Source organism: Phaeodactylibacter sp. (assembly GCF_022763345.1).
In the GTDB taxonomy this organism is placed as follows: Bacteria; Bacteroidota; Bacteroidia; order Chitinophagales; family Saprospiraceae; genus Phaeodactylibacter.
This window is the reverse complement of the sequence record NZ_JALEGS010000091.1, coordinates 61234-77477: the sequence shown is the minus strand read 5'-3', so window position 1 is coordinate 77477 and position 16244 is coordinate 61234. Positions and strand designations below refer to the sequence as shown.

At 54.7% G+C, this 16244-nt stretch carries 13 protein-coding genes; 6 read left to right on the top strand and 7 right to left on the bottom strand.

Features of this window, described 5'->3' with window-relative positions; translation table 11 throughout:
- The first annotated feature begins 162 nt into the window (after positions 1-162).
- Positions 163-1584 (top strand): cytochrome c peroxidase, encoded by a 1422-nt coding sequence (locus MRY86_RS23140; protein WP_293568010.1) that lies wholly within the window; start codon positions 163-165, stop codon positions 1582-1584.
- Between the two features lie 83 nt (positions 1585-1667).
- Entirely contained in the window at positions 1668-2807 is a 1140-nt protein-coding gene (locus MRY86_RS23135) for a mechanosensitive ion channel domain-containing protein (RefSeq protein ID WP_293568012.1), read from the top strand.
- Here the strand turns inward: MRY86_RS23135 and MRY86_RS23130 are convergent.
- The 3 genes from MRY86_RS23130 to MRY86_RS23120 form a co-directional block, all read right to left on the bottom strand.
- Entirely contained in the window at positions 2804-3487 is a 684-nt protein-coding gene (locus MRY86_RS23130) for a hypothetical protein (RefSeq protein WP_293568014.1), read from the bottom strand. The two genes, MRY86_RS23135 and MRY86_RS23130, sit on opposite strands and share 4 nt — an antisense overlap.
- Positions 3488-3642: 155 nt before the next feature.
- On the bottom strand, positions 3643-4458 hold the full coding sequence (locus MRY86_RS23125) for a DUF4249 domain-containing protein (RefSeq protein ID WP_293568016.1): 816 nt from the start codon (positions 4456-4458) through the stop codon (positions 3643-3645).
- Positions 4459-4479: 21 nt separating this feature from the next.
- Complete coding sequence (locus MRY86_RS23120) at positions 4480-6849, bottom strand: TonB-dependent receptor (RefSeq protein ID WP_293568018.1); 2370 nt, start codon at positions 6847-6849, stop codon at positions 4480-4482.
- Positions 6850-7036: 187 nt separating this feature from the next.
- Between MRY86_RS23120 and MRY86_RS23115 the strand changes: the two genes are divergently transcribed.
- The 4 genes from MRY86_RS23115 to MRY86_RS23100 all read left to right on the top strand — a co-directional run bounded on the left by MRY86_RS23115 (position 7037) and on the right by MRY86_RS23100 (position 12254).
- On the top strand, positions 7037-7609 hold the full coding sequence (locus tag MRY86_RS23115) for an alkylphosphonate utilization protein (RefSeq protein ID WP_293568020.1): 573 nt from the start codon (positions 7037-7039) through the stop codon (positions 7607-7609).
- Between the two features lie 314 nt (positions 7610-7923).
- Positions 7924-9567 carry a caspase family protein gene (locus MRY86_RS23110; protein WP_293568022.1) on the top strand — a complete coding sequence of 548 codons (1644 nt, stop codon included), beginning with the start codon at positions 7924-7926 and terminating at the stop codon, positions 9565-9567.
- 33 nt (positions 9568-9600) lie between these two features.
- On the top strand, positions 9601-10791 hold the full coding sequence (locus MRY86_RS23105; RefSeq protein ID WP_293568024.1) for a C40 family peptidase: 1191 nt from the start codon (positions 9601-9603) through the stop codon (positions 10789-10791).
- 32 nt (positions 10792-10823) lie between these two features.
- Positions 10824-12254: a transglutaminase-like domain-containing protein gene (locus MRY86_RS23100; RefSeq protein ID WP_293568026.1), complete on the top strand. Its 1431-nt coding sequence runs from the start codon at positions 10824-10826 to the stop codon at positions 12252-12254.
- A gap of 17 nt (positions 12255-12271) precedes the next feature.
- On the opposite strand, the gene MRY86_RS23095 is transcribed toward MRY86_RS23100, so the two are convergent.
- The 4 genes from MRY86_RS23095 to MRY86_RS23080 all read right to left on the bottom strand — a co-directional run bounded on the left by MRY86_RS23095 (position 12272) and on the right by MRY86_RS23080 (position 16188).
- Positions 12272-12787 (bottom strand): gamma carbonic anhydrase family protein, encoded by a 516-nt coding sequence (locus tag MRY86_RS23095; protein WP_293568028.1) that lies wholly within the window; start codon positions 12785-12787, stop codon positions 12272-12274.
- Between the two features lie 5 nt (positions 12788-12792).
- Positions 12793-13722: a calcium/sodium antiporter gene (locus MRY86_RS23090; RefSeq protein ID WP_293571967.1), complete on the bottom strand. Its 930-nt coding sequence runs from the start codon at positions 13720-13722 to the stop codon at positions 12793-12795.
- Between the two features lie 112 nt (positions 13723-13834).
- Entirely contained in the window at positions 13835-14653 is an 819-nt protein-coding gene (gldN, locus tag MRY86_RS23085) for a gliding motility protein GldN (RefSeq protein WP_293568184.1), read from the bottom strand.
- 17 nt (positions 14654-14670) lie between these two features.
- Entirely contained in the window at positions 14671-16188 is a 1518-nt protein-coding gene (locus tag MRY86_RS23080) for a GldM family protein (RefSeq protein ID WP_293568185.1), read from the bottom strand.
- Positions 16189-16244: the final 56 nt, after the last annotated feature.

Below are 16244 nucleotides of genomic sequence, written 5' to 3'. Positions count from 1 at the left end.
GTTATAGTTTGATGATATAGGCGTAAATTTTGTAAGCAGCCCCTAGCTACACTCACTAGTTTTAATTGTAGGGGCTGCCTACTTTTCTCTCCCACTCTTTTCCCCGTTTAAACTTTCCTATTTTTGTCTAGTCTAAAGGTGACACAAAAACACCCTACTGCTATGACTATGCCCCGGATCGTAACCCTCACCGCTGTTTTCGCTTTGTTGTTAGCCCTAACGGCATTCGGCCCCGATTTTGACCCTGTTGGTAATGACTGCCTGGACCTGCCTGAAGAAGCGCCCTTCAATTATGCCAACCTGCCTTTGCCGCCTTTTTTCAATGCGCCCCCCATTCAGGGTGCAGATAATACACCCGCTGATAACCCCGTCACCGATGAAGGGGCAACCCTGGGCCGGGTCCTCTTTTACGATACCCGCCTGTCGGTCAACCAAACGGTAGCCTGCGCCTCCTGCCACAAACAGGAACTCGCTTTCTCGGATGATGCCGCGCTGAGCGAAGGCTTCGATGGGGAACATACCGCCCGGCACTCCATGGGGCTGAGCATGGCTAAGTATTATCCTAACGGGCATTTCTTTTGGGATGAGCGGTCCGGCACCCTGGAAGAACAGGCGCTGTTGCCGATTCAGGACCCCGTGGAAATGGGACTTACGCTGGACGAACTTATTTACCGTCTGGAAACCACGGAGTTCTATCCTTCCCTTTTTGAAAGTGCCTATGGCGATGCTGCAATCACAGAAGACCGCATTGCCCGGGCGCTCGCCCAGTTCATCCGCTCGATGGTCAGCTATCAGTCCAAATGGGATCAGGGACGGCAGCAGGCCCCTCCGGGCCCGCCGAATCAGGGCCCGCTGCCCAACTTTACGGATCAGGAGAACCTCGGTAAAGCCGTCTTTTTTGATCCGGAATTGGGGAATTGTGCCGTTTGCCATGGAACAGATGCTTTCATTGCGTCCGAGGCGCGCAACAACGGCCTGGATACCGACCCCTCTATCGACCCGGGCCTGGGAGGTGTAACCGGTATCCCGCAGGAAATCGGGCTTTTCAAGGTGCCTTCCCTCCGCAATATTGGGCTGACTGCCCCCTACATGCACGATGGCCGCTTCGAAACGCTGGAGGAAGTGGTGGACCACTACAACAGCAACGTGCAGCCTCATCCTAATTTGTCTCATCAGCTCCGTATCGGGCCCAGCGGGCCGCCCCGCCGCCTCGACCTGACGGAGGAAGAACAGGAGGCCCTCGTTGCCTTTCTCCACACCCTGACCGATGAAGTTTTTATTACGGATGAGCGCTGGTCAGACCCCTTCTGCGGTACACCTTCCTCTACACTGGAGCCATTGCCACAATTGGGATGGATGGTTTTTCCCAACCCTGCCAGCTCTACCTTTACCGTGCGCCTGGACAACTGGTCGGGACAGCCGGCTCAGCTCAGGTTGATGAACAGCAACGGGCAGCAACTCCGCTCCTGGACAGTCTCCCAACCGGCCCTGCAACTCCACCGCCAACAACTGGCGCCGGGCTTGTACTATTTGGTATTGCAGGGGCAAAACGGGGCATCCACTCAGCCCATTGTTTTCGAATAAGCAACCAGGATCGAACAAAGCCGGGCAAAAGACGAGTTGTATCTGTAGTACCCTATTTTGGATAACCTCTAAAAAGCCTGTCTATGTTTGACCAACTTTTAGCAACCTCTTATGCCTGGCTACTGCCTTTAATACAGCTTGTACTGGCAGGGCTTGCCGGCTTCGTACTCTTTTGGGGCATTTTTAAAGGGATCCACTGGTACGGAGAGCGCCGGGACAGCCTGCCTTTTCAATCCTTTAACCGGAATCTCCGCCGCCCTGCCCGCTTTCTGGGCGTGGTGGTCGGGCTGAATATAGCCATAGCCTTTATTGAAGTAAGTGAACGGGTAGCAGGCAATCTCAGCATCTTGTTTGAAAGCCTCATTTATGTATTCGGTGGCTGGGCATTGATCGAACTGACCGATGTGGTGAGCGATTTGGTCCGCGACCGCTACCGCCTCACCAAGGAGAATAACCTGACGGAGCGCAAAATCATCACACAGTTTCAGTACATCAAGCGGGTGGTTTCTGTGGTGGTATTCATTGTAGCGGTAGCCTTCATTCTGTTGCAATTTGATAAGGTACGGGAATTGGGTACCGGCCTGCTGACCTCAGCCGGCGTAGCGGGTATCATCATTGGTCTGGCCGCCCAAAAGTCGATCGCGAACCTACTGGCGGGCTTTCAGCTGGCCTTTACACAGCCTATCCGGATTGATGATGTTGTGATCGTAGAGAATGAGTGGGGCCGGGTGGAGGAGATTACGCTTACCTACGTGGTCGTCCGCATTTGGGATGAGCGCCGCCTGGTAGTTCCGCTGAATTACTTTAACGAAAAGCCTTTCCAAAACTGGACGCGCAGCTCTTCACAGCTCCTGGCCTATGTATTTTTATACACGGACTACCGGGTACCGGTGGATGCCTTGCGGCAAAAGTTCACCGAGTTGCTGGAGGGCAATCCGTTGTGGGACCAACGCGTCAACGTGGTACAGGTTACGAATGCCGACCGGCACACCATGGAAATACGTGCCCTCACCAGTGCCCGCAATGCATCGGAAGCCTGGGACTTGCGCTGCCAGGTCCGCGAAGGGCTGATTACCTTCATACAAAAAGAGTACCCCGAAAGCCTGCCCCGGACACGGGTGGAATGGGCACCGTTCAAAGAAGGTACAAATGCACAGAACGGTGCACCGGAGTTCACTTCCCAGGGCGAGCCTTCCGGGGGGGAAGGCGGTACACCGGATTAATTCTTAAGCGATTTCGCTCTCGCCTTGGCCTGTTCCACAATCTGCTTTTGCTTGTTGACGGCTTCGGCTTTCATCTGAGCGTCCTTTTCCGCACTGCCTAGTCTTTTCTTTAGTTCAGCAAGCTCGGCTTCCATTTCCTTGATGTCTTCAGTAATGTCTTCTTCGGCATCACGGGCATCCTTGAGCGCCTTTTCCATGTCCTTGAGCTTGTCCTCTTCGGCTTCCAGGGCTTCCTCGGCGTATTCCTTCATCACGAAATTGCGGAAGCCTTCCAGCCAGTTGCGGGCACCCTCCATGCGGTCAGGGTGGGTAGCGGAGGACAGGTAAGCGCCGCCCAGGTCAAACCAGATGGTCACGATAGCGCCCGGTGCCGGCTTCTTGGATTTTACCGTGGAATAAATGTCAATCGTATTGGCGCTGATGGCTTCGATCTCGGCATTATCGCCAAAGTATTCGCCGGCATCATTCTTCTTTGGATTGCGGGCATCGAAGTCCTTTTGGTAGTCCACCCACAGGTCAGCGATGTCATCGGCTTCACCAATTTGAAAGTCCACCAGGAAACTGTTGTGTACGCCCTTGCTCATGGAGCGTTCGCTTTCTGCAAAAGGCTGCCCAAGGGCAATTCCAAAGCTGAAAGTCAGTAAGGCGAGTACGAGCATGTTCTGTTTTAAGTACAGCATAGTTTTTGTTTTTTTGACGGCTGAAATGGCAATCGTCACCAACCGTTGCTTTTGCTACTGCTTTAACGGACGGTCTGAGCAGGTGTTCAAAAAACAAAAGCCCGGCGCAAAAAGGGCTGCACCGGGCTATGCTACTTCTTTTGATAAACAGAGTGCTACGGGTTCACCTCTGTCTCCAGCGTGTGTAGGACCGAAGCTTGGAAGTATCCTAATGCTCCGCCTTCGATATTGGTCCGCACATTTGCAGGCTGCCCGCTAAACATGCCGCCATCGTTGTTGATATTGGAACTGAGATCAAGATAGTACCGGTAAGCCTGCCGGGTAATGGGGTACATCTCCAGTTTTGCTTTGTCTGATGCGGCGTAGTAGAGCGGGGCCGGAAGTGCCTGAATATTGCCCCCCAGTATCGTGTCGTCATACGCGAAAATCCAGCTGCCGTCATTCGTGAAAAGAGTGTCATTGCGGTAAAACTTGAACAGGTAAAAGTTTTCAGTCTCCTGTGGTTCTTTACCGTAGATGAGGACCTCGTAGAACCGGCCTTCCTCTTCCGGGTCGGCTTTTTCCGCAGGGTCTTCCCGCACGGATAGGCTGTCCAGGGGTGAGACGTCCTGCATCACCTCTTCAGCGGTGTAGGTTTGTCCGTCCACTTCCACATGAAGGGTGTAAGTAATGCCGGGTGTCCCCGCGAAAGGCTCCGCAGGTACATAGTAGCCTGGCGTACTTTCTGTATAGTCCATCACATAGCCATACGCATCCGAAACACTTACCGATGCTCCACTGACGGTGGGTACCTTTTCCTTTGCCCCAAAGGGAATAGTCCGGGTGAGTTGTACATACTGCCGGCTTGGCTGATTGGTAACCAGGGCCTCTATGATGAGCCTGGGCTCGGCCTGTTGAATGTCTAACTCGACGACTTCATCGCAGCTGCTTAGCGCAATCACAGACAAGAGAATAATGATAATATTTTTCATGGTGTGGGTCAATTCGGGTGGTTAAAAATTAAAGTTCCAGGTGAAGTAGGGCATTGCGCCAAAAAGGTAGACCATCCGGGCTTCCTTCTCGGTGCCATCGCCTATGATGTTGCCGTCATCATCCTGTTTGGTCTGGGTGTAAATCGTCCAGGGGTTCTTGCGGTTGTACGCATTGTACACCCCGAAGCTGAAGCTGTTGTTCCACCGCCGGCCTTCGTTTTTCTTAGGCTCGTAGGTGGCAGAAAGGTCGAGGCGGTGGAAGTCTGGTAGGCGGTAGCCGTTGCGTTCGGAGTAGTAGTTGGCCAGGTAGCCGTCAAACTCGTATTGCCCGACCGGCAGCGTAATAGGGCGGCCGGTGGCGTAGGTGAAGTTGGCCCCCACATTCCAGCGGTTGTTGATGTCGTAGTTCATGGCTACATTCAGGTTGTGGCGGCGGTCGTGATTGGCGGGGAATGGTTGGTCTGCATTGAGGCCCGGCACGTCCATTTCGGCCTTAGACCAGGTGTAGCTGACGAAGCCCCGCAGGCTGCCCTTGTTTTTGCGCAGGAACAGCTCCAGCCCGTAGGCTTCGGATTCGCCCTGCCGGAACTCGGTCACGATGTGTGGGTTGAAAAACAGCTGGGCATTATCCACAAAGTCGGTCACATCAGTGGATTTCTTGTAGTAAGCCTCTGCTGAGAACTCGTAGGTATTGTCCTGCAAATTCCGGAAGTAGCCCATTGCCAGTTGGTCTGCCCGCTGCGGGTCGAGGTAGGGTGAGCTCGGTGACCAGGTCGCAAACGGAATGGGCACCGTCGAATTGGAAACCAGATGCACGTACTGCACCATGCGGTTGTACGATAGCTTCAGGGACTGCCTGTCGTCGATCATAAAGCGGGCACCAAACCGGGGCTCTGGATTCTGAAAGCTTTTGATGATGTCAAAGTTGCCATAGACGGTGGAGTCCACCACCTCGATATTGCCGTTATTGCCTGGCTCCGCATAGTCATAGACTGTGCCCTCGCCAATATTCTGGAAAAGGCTGTAGCGCACGCCATACTCCAGGCTCAGCCGGTCGCTCACCTGATGCTCTGCGCCTGCGTACAGGGCGTGGTCCAGGGCAAACTGCTTTTGCATCTCGGTCGTTTCGTAGATGCTGTCGTCGCCATTGGGCGTGATGGTGCCCGGTGTGAACCGGCGGTAGATGCCCTGATAACCAAATTTTAGGGTGATGTCCGGATTGAGGAAGAAGGTCATATCCTGCTTCAGCGATGCTTCCCGCTGATTGGCTATCCACTCAAAGCCCTGCACTTCGTCCTTGTCCTGCAGGGCGTAGTCAAAGTCACTATAGATCAGCGTCAGGTTAGAGAATAGACGCTCGCTGAACAGGTGGTTCCAGCGGAAAGAGGTCGTGGTATTCCCCCAGTCCATTTGGAAAGCATCATCAAACTGCCAGATGTCGCGCCCGCTGTAGGCAGACAGGAAGAAGCGGTCTTTGTTGCTTGCTTTCCAGTTGACTTTGGCATTTAGGTCGTGGAAGATGACCGCTGTGCCGTCCAGCTGTTCGCTATTGCGGGTGTACAAGTCGGCATAGGAGCGGCGGCCCGCCAGGATAAAAGAGGCTTTGTCTTTGACAATCGGCCCTTCAATGGTGCCTTTTGCCGCCAGAATGCCGATGCCGCCTGAGCCGGAAAATTGTTTGGCGTTGCCGTCCCGGGTGGTCACTTCCAGCAGGGAAGACAACCGGCCTCCGTATTTGGAGGGGATACCGCCCTTGTACAGCTCGGCATTCTTAATGATATCTGCATTGAAGACCGAGAAGAGCCCAAAGAGGTGGCTGACATCATAGACCGGCGCCTCGTCGAGCAGCACCAGGTTTTGATCAGCGCTGCCGCCCCGCACGAAGAAGGCGGAGGTCCCTTCGCCCGCGCTCGTTACGCCCGGCAGGGTTTGGATGGTTTTGATCACATCCGGCTCGCCCATCAGGGAAGGCATTTTCTTGATGTCCTCAATGGGCAGGGCGATGCGGCTCATGGCTACCTGCTTCACGGATTCGTTGGCGGCCTTATCCGTCACCACCACTTCCTGCAGGACAGCGGAAGAGGGCGTGAGCTCCACATTCAGCTCCGTGTCTGCGCTCAGGGTGATGGCCCGGGTAAGCGACTGAAAGCCCAGGTAGGTGAACGTGAGTTCGTACTGCCCGGCAGGCAGGGTGAGGGAGTAGAATCCGTAGAGATTGGTGGTGGCCCCGGCGCTGGTGGTAGGCTCAAGGACATTGGCATACAACAGCTCTTCTCCACTGCTGCTGTCCTTGATGTACCCGCTGAGGGTGTACTGAGGTTCGTTTTGTGCCATCCCTGCCTGAATGATGAACAGGCAAAGCAGGCTGGCCAAAATGGCTCGCTTTTTCATGGTTTTGATTTTCGGATGATTTCTAAAGTGTGTCGGAATCGCTATACTGATGCTTGCGCCCCCTACCTCCCCCCTGTCTTTTTTTGAGAATGCTGCCAACTTGACACCGTTCCCGACCAATAGATGGCCTTACCCGACGAATGAATGCCGGGTTTATCCTACCTTTGCGGCAGCCAAAAAAGTCACTATGTCTGTAGAGAAAGAATTGATGGCCCGCAGCGGCCAGGCCTGCGAGCTATGCGGGCAAAGGGAATCCCTTGAGGTATATACGGTCCCGCCGGCTGATGCCCCGTCCGTAGCCGAAAGCATTCTGGTCTGTGGGGCCTGCCATACGCAACTTACTGATCCGGACAATCTCGACCCCAATCACTGGCGCTGCCTCAATGACAGCATGTGGAGCACCGTCCCGGCGGTACAGGTCGTAGCCTGGCGCATCCTCAACCGCCTGCGCGGAGAGGGCTGGCCCGCTGAGCTGCTCGATATGATGTACCTGGACGAGGATACCCTAACCTGGGCAAAAGCCGGGCTACCGGATGAAAATGCATTGGTCCACCTCGACAGCAACGGACAGGTACTCGAAGCCGGAGATACCGTGACCCTGATCAAAGACCTGAAAGTCAAAGGCGCCAATTTTACGGCCAAACGGGGCACCGCCGTGCGCCGCATATCACTGGTGCACGACAATGCCGGCCAGATCGAAGGCAAAGTAGAAGGGCAGCAAATCGTCATTTTGACCGAGTATGTGAAGAAAAGGAGCTGATGGGCCGGGCTTGTCCAGCAGGTGATTTTCACCTGTCCGGGAAACGACGACATACATCGAAAAAGTCCTAATGTTTTATTAAAGGTTTTGAACTTGGCAATACATGCACCCGTTGTGCAGTTTTGAAAAACATATTGACTGACATCCAAAACCGAGCTATTCCTTATGGTAATACCCCCTACACTTGACAACTACTCTTTGGGCTTTACACCTGACCCTAAAGCCTGCTTGAACACCAGCTTTGATGGCTAATTCCGCATCGTAATTTTTTACGTTTGGAAGTGGCAGCATCAGGGCACCAAAACAACACAACCATGAGGAGGGCTGCACTATTTGCACTTTTAAGCACTGTATTGACTATTTCGCTAACTGCCCAGATTGACTGCAAGTCTGGCGATTGCATCAACGGGGAAGGCGTCTGCATCTACCCCAGCGGTGCCCGCTACGAGGGCCGCTTCCGGGACGGCAAGCCACAGGGCAACGGCACCTTGATCTTCTCCGATGGCCGGGAATATACCGGCGACTGGAAAAATGGCTTCAAAGAAGGCCGTGGCATTCTCACCTATCCCAACGGCGACAAATACACTGGCGATTTCCGGGACAACAAGTTTCATGGCCGCGGCATTATGGCGTATGCCAATGACAACCGCTACGAAGGCTTTTGGGTGAACGGGCAGCAATCCGGCAAAGGGACTTTCCATTTCGCTAATGGGGACCGCTATGAGGGCGGCTTCATGGCCGGGCAGTTCAATGGCATGGGCCGGATGTACTACTCGGATGGCTCTGTCTACGACGGCCAATGGAAAGACAATGACCGCCACGGCCGGGGCAACCTGTCTTTTCCGGATGGCGAGGAGATCGTTGGCGAATGGTCGGATGGGCAGTACCTGGCTGACTGGAGCAAATTTGGTTACGAAGGCGACACCACCAACCTCCGCAATTGCAACAACATCTATTGCCAAAATGGCAAAGGCAAGTTTACCTATGAGGATGGCTCCAAATATGTGGGCGACTTCCGGGAGGGGCAGCCGGAAGGGCATGGTACCGTATACTACGTAAGCGGCAGCAAATACATGGGCAGCTGGAAAGACCATACCCCGCACGGGCGGGGCGTGATGTACTACGCAAGTGGCCGCGTGGTGGGCGCGATCTGGGACTTCGGCAAGCCCGCCAAAAAGTTATTCATAGAAGGCGGTACCGATCAGCAAATGCCGGTAGCGGTGGAAAGAGACCCCGAAGTGAAAATCTGGGCCGTCATTATTGGTGCGGCGACCTACTCCTACATGCCTACCCTGCGCTATACGGATGATGATGCCTATCAGCTTTATGCTTTTCTGAAGAGCCCGGAAGGCGGTGCTATCCCCGATAATCAAATGCGGTTGCTCATCGATGAAGACGCGACCTATCGTAATATTAAGGAAGCCATGCGCACTACCTTTATGCGGGCCGACGAGAATGATGTGATCCTGTTCTACTTCTCCGGCCATGGCCTGCAGGGTTTCTTCATGCCGGTGGACTACGATGGCTACCACAACAAGCTCATGCACGAAGACATCAAGTTTATGCTTGAGAACAGCCGGGCCAAGCACAAAGTCGTACTCGCGGATGCCTGCCACTCCGGTAGCTTGCTGGCGCGCCGCGGTGGTTCAGCCGGTGATCTCAGCCGGTTGTACAAAGCCTTTGAAGATACCAAGGGCGGACTGGCCCTCATGATGTCCTCCAAAGGGGAAGAGTACTCTCTGGAGGACGGCGGGCTGCGTTCCGGTATTTTCAGCCACTTCATGGTGCGCGGGCTGAAAGGAGAAGCAGACAACAATCACGACGGCATCGTGAATATTCAGGAGTTGTTTGATTTTGTGCATCAGCAGGTGCGCCGCTATACCGGAAATGTGCAGACGCCAACGCTCACCGGTGAGTTTGACCACCGTATGCCGATTGCGGTGGTGCGGGAGGATTAGTGAACAGAGTTTTTTATCTTCCCGGTAAAAAAGATGCGAAACCTTCTTTTTGCCCTGGCTTTCCTACTGCTCGCCGCAGGCTGCAACTCCGGCGGGCAGACGGAGGCACCACAGCCACCAACCGAGCTTTCCAACCTGATTGACCAACTCAAGGCTGCCCACGCTCCCGACAAGCGGGTGGCCCTCTTCGATATCCGCGCTGAACAGCAGGACGGTCAGTGGCTGCTCACCGGCGAAACCAATTTGCCTAATGCTAAAAAAGCCCTGGAATCAGAAGCGGAAGCATTGGGGTACGCCACCGCAGTGCAGCAATTGCCGGATGAAGCCCTGGAAGGCCTGCATTACGGCATCGTGAATCTTTCCGCCTGCAATATTCGCTCTAAGCCGGGGCATTCTTCTGAGTTGTCTACACAATCCACTCTAGGCACCTTGCTCAACGTACTCAAAAAAGAAGACGGCTGGTACCTCGTGCAAACCCCAGATGGCTACCTGGGCTGGCTGGATTCCGGAGGCTTTGAGCTGACCGATAAGGCCGGTGCAGAGGCCTGGGTCAATAGCGAACGGGTGATTTACCTGCCGGATTTTGGCTTTTCCTACAGCAGCCCGGGCGGTTCAGGCATCGTTTCTGATCTGGTGGCCGGCAATATCCTGCGCAAGCTCGGACAGGAGGGCGGCTTTACGAAAGTACAGTACCCCGATGGCCGGGAAGCCTACATTATGGCCGATGAAGCCATGGATTATCAGGCCTGGCTCGACAGCCGCTCGCCTACGGCGGAGAACATCCTCCGTACCGCAAGCCGCTTCATGGGACGCCCTTACCTTTGGGGCGGCACCTCTGGCAAAGGCGTGGACTGCTCCGGGTTTACCAAAACGGTTTTCTACCTTAACGGGCTGATGTTGCCCCGGGACGCTTCCCAGCAGGTGCACACTGGCGTGGAAGTAGAAACCGATACCACCTTCTCCAACCTCCTCCCCGGTGACCTCCTTTTCTTTGGCAGGAAGGCTACCGCCGACAAGCCGGAGAAGATTTCCCATGTAGCCATTTATCAGGGCGACGGCGCGATCATTCACGCCTCCGGGCAGGTACGGGAAGAAAGCCTGCGCCGGGGCGATTCCACCTTTACAGAATACCGGCTGACGTCTTTTGTACGGGCGAAGCGTATGCTCGTGGATCAGCCCACGGAGTACGGGATATTGCCCTTAGCGGAAGTGCCGGGCTACTAACATATCAAATAAAAAAATCAAGTCCATACGCCATGCGAAGCTTACTGTCTGCACTAATCTTGCTGATGATGATTCCTCTGTCCGCTCAGACCGGCTTTCCTGACATTGATCAGGCTATAGCCGAAGGGGAATACCGGACCGCTCAGGACCTCATGGCCAGCCGCATTGCTGAAGGAGGGCTAAAAGAAACCACTGCCTATCAGCTACAACTACAGTCCGCACTGCTCGACCGTATTAAGCTTGACTTTTCGCGGGATGAAGCCTACATCCGGGAGACGCTAGGCGCTTATTTTCCCAAACTGACCGATGCACAGCTACAGGCCTGGGAGGAGAGCGGCGAGCTGGAAATGCGCGTTATTGAGGGCGAGAAGCGCTACTTCCGCAATGCCGTGTGGAACCTTTTCCGGGTAAATGCAGAGGCCAAAGCCCGGAAGGAGGAAGTGGATGGCCCCGGCAGCCAAACGCTGGACAGTTTTCTGCAGGCCTACCTGCCTCGCGCGGTGGAGGCGGTAAAAGGGGAAGAGGCGTCCGTTGCCCGTCCCCGCACCCTTAAGCTTACTTACACCCTGCGCGTGAAGCCCGATGCCGTACCCCACGGTGAGATGATCCGCGCCTGGCTGCCCTATCCCCGCCCGAGCCGCGACCGCCTGGCTGCTCCGCAATTGCTCAATGCCAGTGAGCCGCACTACATTATTTCGCCCCTGAGCTATCCGCATACGTCCATTTACATGGAAAAGCCGGCAGTGGCGGGGGAGTGGACGGAATTTCAGTACGAAGTATCCTACACGGCTTACGACCACTGGCAGGATTTGCGGAATGCGAAAGTGGAGCCTTACGATACGGCCTCCATGCTGTACCGATTCTACACGCAGGAGCGGGCACAGCACATCCGCTTCACGCCGGAGGTACAGCAGCTCGCTCAGGACATCGTTGGCAATGAGCAGGACCCCGTCCAAAAAGCCTGGCTCATCTATCAGTGGATTGGCGAAAATATTCCCTGGGCGAGTGCGCTGGAGTATTCTACCATGCCCAATATCCCAGCCTACTGTATCGAAAATCAGCGCGGGGACTGCGGAATGAAAGCCTTGCTGTTTATCACCCTCTGCCGCTATGTGGGCATTCCGGCGAAGTGGCAAAGCGGGTGGTTTCTGTATCCGGTCAGCAAAAACCTGCACGACTGGTCGGAGCTGTACTTCGAGGGGATGGGCTGGGTGCCCGTTGACCCCGATTTCAACCTACAGGCCATTGAAGACCACCCGGAAGCCCAACGCTTTTTCTTTGGCGGAGCTGATGCCTACCGCCTGATTGTCAACGATGACTTTTCCGGCGATTTCTTCCCGGCCAAGGTGCACCCCCGCAGTGAAACAGTGGACTTTCAGCGGGGCGAGGTGGAATGGCGTGGGGGGAATTTGTACTTCAATCAGTGGCGGTACAATATGGCGATTGAGTTCGAAGAAGAGTAATTGCTGTCAGCGGATGGCTACTCCTTAAACCAGCTGCTGTACATCACATAATTGTTGGCAATCCGCTCTATGGAATCGCTGAAGGCTTCCGCACTTAGGGCTTTAACTTTGCGTGCCGGGACTCCAGCGTAGATGTAGCCGGATTCCAGGTGGCTGTTTTCCAGGACTACCGCACCCGCTGCGATCAGCACGTTTTCTTCCACCACGGCGTGGTCCATGACGATAGCGCCCATGCCCACGAGCACGTTGTCTTTTAGGGTGCAGCCGTGCACCAGCGCCCGGTGCCCGATGGAGACGTTGTTGCCAATGGTTGTCGGCGCTTTTTGGTAAGTGCAATGGATAACGGCGCCGTCCTGCACATTCACTTTGTTGCCCATGCGGATGCGGTGCACATCGCCCCGGATGACGGCCTGAAACCAAACGCTACAGTCGTCACCCATCTGCACATCGCCAACGATGGTGGCATTTTCAGCCAGGTAACAGTTGTCGCCAAATTGAGGGAGGATGCCTTTTACAGGTTTGATCAGTGCCATAAGGATTAGATTGCGGATTCGATAAGCTGCCCGAAGAAGAAAGCGTAGAACATCAGCAGAAGTACGCCTTCCCAGCGGGTGATTTTTTTATTGTTAGCCATGATGCCGAACAGGATCGTCATGGCCACCATGAGGGGCAGGAACAGCTCGTTGATATTGGTGGGGATGACCAGCTTCCCAAAAAAGGAAGAGACGCCCATCACGATATACGTATTGAAAATATTGGAGCCCAGTACATTGCCCACCGCGATAGAGGCCTTGCCCCGGCGGGCAGCATTGAGGCTCACAATGACCTCCGGCAGGGAAGTGCCCAGGGCTACAGCAGACAGCGCGATGATTTCCGGATCAATACCGGCAAAGGTGGATAGTTTGCGAATGGCCAAAATGGTGTAATCGGCACCGAGGTACACAAAAGCCCCGCCTATGGCCAGCATGGTGTAGGTTTTCCAGGTTACAGTAGGCCGCTCGATTTCTTCGGGTTCCTGCTCGCTTTTGAAGCTGTAGGCCAGAAAGACCACAATGCCCATGATGAAGAGAATGCCTTCAAAGAGCGAAAAATGCAGATCCCTGAGCACAAACCATAGCAAAAAGGCAGAGCCCCATAGGAAGGGCATATCCACGTGCCAGATGTTGTATTCCAGTTCGATTTTATCAACGACTAAAGCCGCCAGCCCCAGCACCAGGGCTATATTGGTGATATTGGAGCCCACGACATTGCCGGTAACGATTTCCGATTCCCCACTCAGCACAGAGGCGATAGAGGTGGCCAGTTCCGGCAGGGAAGTGCCAAATGCCACAATGGTGACTCCGATGATAAAGGGCGAAACCCCCAGCGATAAGCCAATCTGCTCCGCGGAGTCAATAAACCAGTCTGATGCCTTCAACAACACACCCAGGCTAACAATAAACAGCCCGGCATACATTAATATCTCCATAATCTTTCTTCTGCGGCGGGGCACAGTTCTTTCCTGCGCCCCTTACGCTTATTTTTAAGCGTGCCGCAAAAGTAACAACTAGAATGGACTTTTGTGCTCTGGCCAACAAATATCAATAAGACCAAAGGTCATGCTCAAAATTGAAGATTTCCTGTTCCAGCCTATGCGATTGCTGCAGGAGGTCCACACCGGTATAGGTGCCTTCCAGGCGTTCATCGTGTATGTTGGAGGCCTTCATGATGTAGCTGGAGAATTTGCGCATGTCAAAAACATCAGCCCAGCTCATGGGGCTGTGGGCGAGGCCATCGGTTGGTGCCTCTGCATGAGCAAGTAGTTCGCGCGCATCCGGGTAGTAAATCCAGAACAGGGGGCGCTCGTACCGGAAGTTGCCGTTGTCATCGTACTCCTCAATAAGGGGGGCAATACCGAGGATGCGCACCTGAAGGGTAGAGGTCCGGGTATCAAAAAACCAGTGTTCTTTAATGCGGAAGCGCTTGACATCTTCCGGATTGAGCTCATCCTTAACCACCTGATAAATTTCCGTATCGGTGTCAAAGTCATAGATGGGTACCGTATCAATGCGGTAGAGCATGCCGGTGACTTCCTGTTGAGAAAGCGGCAGGCTGAACTCGTCGTTAGCGGTACTAAACGCCTGCAGCCTGCCGGACTCCACTGCTTCGGTCAAAAGGGTCACAAAAGGTTGTTTGGGGTAGCGGAAAGGGAGGTTGATTTTCTCCCGCGTGTCAATGACCCGCCACACGCGTTTTTCCCAGAGGATGTCGGCTTCCCGTATTGGCGGATAGGGCAGCGGACGCTCTTCGTGGGTGAGGGTGCGGTGGGTGATGTCATTCAGCGGCAGCCGGGTGCTTTCGGTCTGCGCAAAGAGGGGCGCGAGCAGCAGGCTCAGCGCGGGGATCAGATAATACTTCATTTTCCTTCAGTTTTGAGTTAACGAATTTTGAATATGAGGCTGTTCAGTTCGCGGGCCGGGCCGGTATCGCCCGGGCAACGCACTTTTACTTCATTGAAGTAGTAGGTATCTCCATGCTCCGCCGCGTCGATGAGGCGCCGGGCAGTGCCGGCAAAGCGGGCGCCCGAATTGCGGGCTACTGCGATATCGGCCTGTTCGGGTTTGCGGACGACCTCAAAGCCGGTGATTTCACAACGCGCCTGGAAGTCGAAGTTGTCCAGCACCGGGATGATACCCTGTTGTGCCCGGAAAGTACCAGCAGGCAGGGTGCCGCCGCGCTTTTGAGCAATTTCCAGGACGGGGTCCGGTATTTTCTTAACCCGGTATTCGAAGTTAACTGGAGCCAAGCCTTCGCCGGATACCGTGATGACAGCTTTGCCAGGCTGATCAGGCCGGGCGATATAGGCACTACCACCCAGCGGCTGCAGGTCCGTGCCACTGGCATTGACCCTCATCGTTGCGCTTGGTATACCCGCTGCTGAGATGGTGACCGGATTGTCCACCCCGGCATAAAGCACATTCATTTTATCGGCGGCTACGGCCACTGCCTGTTCGCCTACCTGGAACCGGAACGGCCGCTCAAAACGCTGCACGGTGCCCGTCACAGGATCTTCCAGCTCGATCCGGGCGATGTGCTCATGTTGCCCGGGGCGGGCGGGCGAAGTGGTAAACGTGGCTTTCCCACCCTCTACCCGCAGCGGCTGCCCATCCACACTAATGCGGATATTGTCAGCGGTGCTGCTGTAGGCCGACAGGAAAATCTCACTTCGATAGGTGTCCCCGCGAATGATGTAGCTTTCGGGGGCAGCGACAACGGCTTCGTAGGCATCCATGACAATCTGCGCGCCCATTTTGCTGAGGAAGTAGTTGAGGATAGCGGCTTCAGCCACTTCTGCATCGTTCTCAAACTTGCGCAGAATAGGCAGGACTGCAGCTACGGGCATTTGCTGAAAAGTATGCGCTTCCCAGGTAGGTTGAGTGGCATCTGGGGGCAGAGCGGGTATGCTCAGCGGAATACTAGCTTCCAGCCGGCGCCTTTGTTCTTCGTTTTCAATGAGGGAAAGGAGATCCTGCCGGGCCTGCAGGATAGCCGTTTTGAGTGCTTTGCCATGCCCCTCATTGATGAGAATGCGGGTGGGGATATCCTTGTCGGTTTCCCTTACGGGAATACCCTGCTGATCGAGCCCGCCGGCGGCCTCCACAATATCCGCCCTGACCTGCCGGAGCTGCTCTTGCAGCTGCCCGGTAATTTGACCCAGCTTTTCGGCCTTAGCCACATAGGGCCGGTACTGTTCGTAAGCCTCCGCTTCTTCCCGTATAGCCTGAAGCATCTGCTCATTGGAATACTGTACCACGGCGCTGCTCTCGCCCAGGCTGCGGTCAATAGTGAAAAAGGCCTCCAAAATTTCGGCAGACACATTGAGGGCCAGCAGGGCGGTCAGCACAATGTACATCAGGTTGATCATCAGCTGCCGCGGATCTTTAGGTATGGACATGATCGTTTGGTTGTGGGCAAAGCGGTAGCAAGACATGCATAGTGCGCAAGCCAATA